Below are 4,059 nucleotides of genomic sequence, written 5' to 3'. Positions count from 1 at the left end.
GTAGGGTGCGCCCCGCGCACCGTGGGTCGTGCGATGCGCCGCGCTGCCTCGGAGCGGGCGGTGCGCGCGGCGCACCCTACGTGAAGCTCCGCGCCGCCGCAGAAACTCAGGCCGAGATCGGCATGCAGCAGCTCGCCTTGCGTCGATCCGGCCACCAGGGCGCGGCCGCTTAGCGATACGTCAGGCATGAAGTCGTTCCCATGAAAGAAGGGTGCGCCAGGCGCACCGTGGGTCGTGCGATGCGCCGCGCTGCCTCGGAGCGGGCGGTGCGCGCGGCGCACCCTACGTAAAGCTCCGCCTACAGCGCGGACTCAGTAGTAGACGCCCGGTACGGTCAGGTTGACGGGCTTGCCGCCGACCCACTTCTCGTACAGCTCGGCGTAGCGACCGGTACGGACCTGCTGGTTGACGAACAGGTTCAGGTAGTGGATCAGGCCGTACTCGTTGCGCTTGGCCGCCAGCGAGACGTAATCGATCACGTAGGGTGCGTCGCCGGCGACTTTCAGGCCCTTGTACTTGCCGGACTTGAGGGTCGAGGCGGCGACGGTGTTGGTCACCACGGTGGCGTCGATGTGGCCCTGGGCGACGGCGAGGATGGTGTCGTTCTGGGTCTGGTAGGCGCGGAAGCTGCCGTTGCCCCAGTCCTTCACGGACTTCTCGAGGGCGATCGCCTCGAAGGTGCCGCTGGTGTTGCCGACCGGTTTGCCCTTGAGGTCGTCGAAGCTGTTGATGCCGGTGTCGTCACGGGTCAGCACGACCATCTGGAAGGCGAAGTACGGCACGCTCATGGCGACCGTCTTGGCGCGCTCCAGGGTGTCCGAGGTGGAGGCGACGATCACGTCGGCACGCCCGGAAACCAGCGCGGGGATGCGGTCGGGGAAGGGGGTTTCGACGACTTCCGCCTCGACGCCGAGGACTTTCGCCAGGTCGTTGCAGTAGTCGACGTCGAAGCCGGCCGGGGCGTTCTTGTCGTCACGGAAGCCCATGGGCGGGAAGTCCAGGGTGACGGCGCAACGCAGCTTGCCGGACTCGATGATGTCGTCGAGCTTGTCGGCCTGGGCGTTGCCGATCACGCAGGTTGTCATTACAGCGCTGAGGGCTACGGCAAAAGCGGGGTTTTTCATAGGTGCCTCGTTGTGAATGTGAAGACGAAGGGTGTGAAGCCAGTTCGGTGATTTCGTATACGATATTTAATATGCAACGGATATGCCGGCTTTTCCGACGGTGCCCACCTGGCGCCCATGGGCCAGCGCTGCCGCGGCAAACAGGGATTTCGAGCGCATGAACGGCGCTAAATCGCCTGGCTCGGGCGTGTTACATAAGGGAGCAATGTGAGGGGCGGCGCCCCAAGAGGGAACACCCTCGGGGGCGGCGGGGACAGCGCCGGTATCAGCGATGCGAGTCGCGGTACTGGCTGGGGGAGAAGCCGGTCAGGGCGCGGAACTGCCGGCTGAAGGCGCTGTGGTCGGTGTAGCCGCAGCGCAGCGCGATCTCGGTGATCGACAGGTCCTGCTGCAGCAGCCGCGAGGCTTCGCCCAGGCGCGCCTTGTGGATCATCTGCCGCGGGGTGAGCTGGAAGATGCGCTTGCAGTGGCGTTCCAGCTGGGCCACCGAGAGCCCGGCGATGGCGGTGAGCTCGGCCAGGCTGATCGGCCGGGCGAAATGCTCGCGGATGTAGGCGTCCACCGCCGCCAGCTTGCCGTAGGCTGGGTGGGTCGACTGCGGCAGCTGCAGGTCGCGGGAGATGCCGGCGACGCCGATCACCGCGCCCTCGCGGTCGCGCAGCGCCAGCTTGTGGGTCAGGCACCAGGTGGGCTGGTTGCCGTAGTAGAGGTGCAGCTCCAGCTGGTCGGCCAGTTGCCCGCCGCTGGCCAGCACGCGGCGATCCTGCTCGGTGTACAGCGGCCCGAATCGCGCCGGGAAGACCTCTTCGGCGGTGCGCCCGAGCAACGCCGCCTTGTCCTTGAACCCGCAGCGCTGGGCCAGCGTCTGGTTGACCAGCGCATAGCGCGCCTGGGCGTCCTTGATGAAGAACACCACGCCGGGCAGCGCATCGAACAGCGGTGCGATCTGCTCCAGGCTGGCGAGCAGGTCGGCGAGGGTGGCAGGGGCCGGGGTGGCGAGCAGATCGATCATGGGCGGGGAGAATAAGCGCCGCGCCCGGCGCGTGGTAGTGGAAACACGCGGTTTCGCCGGGCAGACTGCTGCGCTGCCGGGAGGGCTCCCGACCCATAACAAGAGAACGCACATGGATATCCAGCTTTTGCTCACCGCCGCCGTGGTGGCGCTGACCATCGGCCTCTGGGCCACGGCGAAACTGCCCGAATACCTCACCGCGCTGCTGTTCTTCGCCGCCGCGATGCTGCTGCAGCTGGCGCCGCCAGGGCTGATCTTCTCCGGTTTCGCCTCCGGCGCCTTCTGGCTGGTGCTCAGCGGTTTCGTGCTCGGCCTGGCGATCCAGCGGACCGGGCTCGCCGACCGCTGCGCCCGCGCGCTCGCCTCGCGGCTGTCCGGCTCCTACGTGCGGATGGTCTTCGGCGTGATCGGCCTGTGCTACGCGCTGGCGCTGGTGATGCCGTCGAGCATGGGGCGGATCGCGCTGCTGATGCCGATCGTGCTGGCGCTGGCGGATCGCACCGGTCTCGTCGAAGGGCGACGCGGGCGGCTCGGCCTGGCGCTGGCGGTGGGCGTCGCGACCTTCCAGCTGTCCTGCAGCATCCTGCCGGCCAACGTGCCGAACCTGGTGATGGTCGGCGCCATCGAGAGCAGCTACGGCCTGCACCTCTCCTACCTGTCCTACCTGATGCTGCACGGGCCGGTGCTCGGTGTGCTCAAGGCGCTGGCGCTGGGCGGCTGCGTCTGCGTGCTGTTCGCCGACCGCCTCGACCGGCGCGTGGAACCGGAGGCCGGGCCGCCGCTGAGTCGCGACGAGAAGCGCCTGGCGCTGCTGCTGGCGATCACCGTCGGGCTCTGGGTCAGCGATTCGCTGCACGGTATTTCGCCCGCCTGGATCGGCCTGCTGGCGGCGTGTTTCTGCCTGTTGCCGCGGATCGGCTTCGTCAGCGCCGAGGAGTTCGGCAGCAAGGTCAACCACCGCACCGCGCTCTACGTGGCGGCGATTCTCGGCCTCGCGGCGCTGGTCGGGCACAGCGGCCTGGGGCGGATGATCGGCGACGCGCTGCTGGCCTGGCTGCCGCTGGACCCCGCCACGCCGCTGCGCAGTTTCCTGTCCATCGTCGGGCTGTCGAGCGTGCTGAACTTCGTGGTCACCGCCAACGGCGTGCCGGCGATGTTCACGCCCATGGCGCAGTCGCTGGTGGACGCTTCCGGCTTCCCGCTGCTCGGCGTGCTGATGATCCAGGTGATCGGCTTCGCCACGCCGCTGCTGCCGTACCAGGCACCGCCGATCATCGTAGCGATGGCCCTGGGCAAGGTGCCGCTGCGCCACGCCCTGCGCCTGTGCCTGGCGCTGGCGGCGCTGACCTTCGCGCTGCTGGTGCCGCTGGACTACCTGTGGTTCTCGATGCTCGGCTGGCTTTCCTGACGCCTTCGCGGCCGGGAAACCGTCCCGGTTCGCTGGAGAAGGTGAAGCCCGCTGGCGCACGCTCCACGGCGCGTTCGCAACAGCTTTTCGTCGGCGGGAGCGGCAAGCGCCTTTCTATTTCGTATGATGGCACTCGGCTACCGCCTCCGGGCGCGTAGCGGCCGTCCTCCTGTGGAGCAGTGCGAAGTCATGAGTACGATGCCAAACGCCAGGCGTGAGATGGAAACCGACAGCGCGGTGTACAAGACGCTGCTGGAGTCGACCCGGGCCATTCCCTGGAAGATCGACTGGAAGACCATGACCTTCTCCTACATCGGCCCGCAGATCGAAACGCTGCTGGGCTGGACGCAGGAGAGCTGGGTCGGCGTGGACGACTGGGTGGCGCGGATGCATCCGGAAGACCGCGACTACGTGGTGAATTTCTGCGTGTCGCAATCGCAGTCCGGCATCGACCACGAGGCCGACTACCGCGCGCTCACCGCCGATGGCGGCTACGTGTGGATTCGCGACGTGGT

General features: G+C 67.7%; 5 protein-coding genes. 2 read left to right on the top strand and 3 right to left on the bottom strand.

Features of this window, described 5'->3' with window-relative positions; genetic code table 11:
* From B3E91_RS11450 to B3E91_RS11440, 3 genes are all read right to left on the bottom strand, one after another.
* A partial coding sequence (locus B3E91_RS11450; RefSeq protein WP_287029525.1) for a hypothetical protein occupies nt 1–188 on the bottom strand: 188 nt, incomplete at its 3' end.
* A 123-nt stretch (nt 189–311) separates the two neighbouring features.
* Nucleotides 312–1,124 (bottom strand): transporter substrate-binding domain-containing protein, encoded by an 813-nt coding sequence (locus B3E91_RS11445; protein ID WP_090228698.1) that lies wholly within the window; start codon nt 1,122–1,124, stop codon nt 312–314.
* A gap of 265 nt (nt 1,125–1,389) precedes the next feature.
* Nucleotides 1,390–2,136: an AraC family transcriptional regulator gene (locus B3E91_RS11440; RefSeq protein ID WP_090228696.1), complete on the bottom strand. Its 747-nt coding sequence runs from the start codon at nt 2,134–2,136 to the stop codon at nt 1,390–1,392.
* Between the two features lie 112 nt (nt 2,137–2,248).
* On the opposite strand from B3E91_RS11440, the gene B3E91_RS11435 reads away from it, so the two are divergent.
* Entirely contained in the window at nt 2,249–3,544 is a 1,296-nt protein-coding gene (locus B3E91_RS11435) for an SLC13 family permease (protein WP_287029524.1), read from the top strand.
* Nucleotides 3,545–3,742: 198 nt separating this feature from the next.
* On the top strand, nt 3,743–4,059 hold a 317-nt coding region (locus tag B3E91_RS11430), incomplete at its 3' end, for a PAS domain-containing protein (RefSeq protein WP_414708247.1).

The sequence above is a fragment of the Pseudomonas sp. UBA6310 genome (assembly GCF_002438225.1).
Classification (GTDB): Bacteria; Pseudomonadota; Gammaproteobacteria; order Pseudomonadales; family Pseudomonadaceae; genus Pseudomonas_O; species Pseudomonas_O kuykendallii.
Note: the sequence above shows the minus strand (reverse complement) of the source record. Positions and strands in the feature narration are given on the sequence as shown.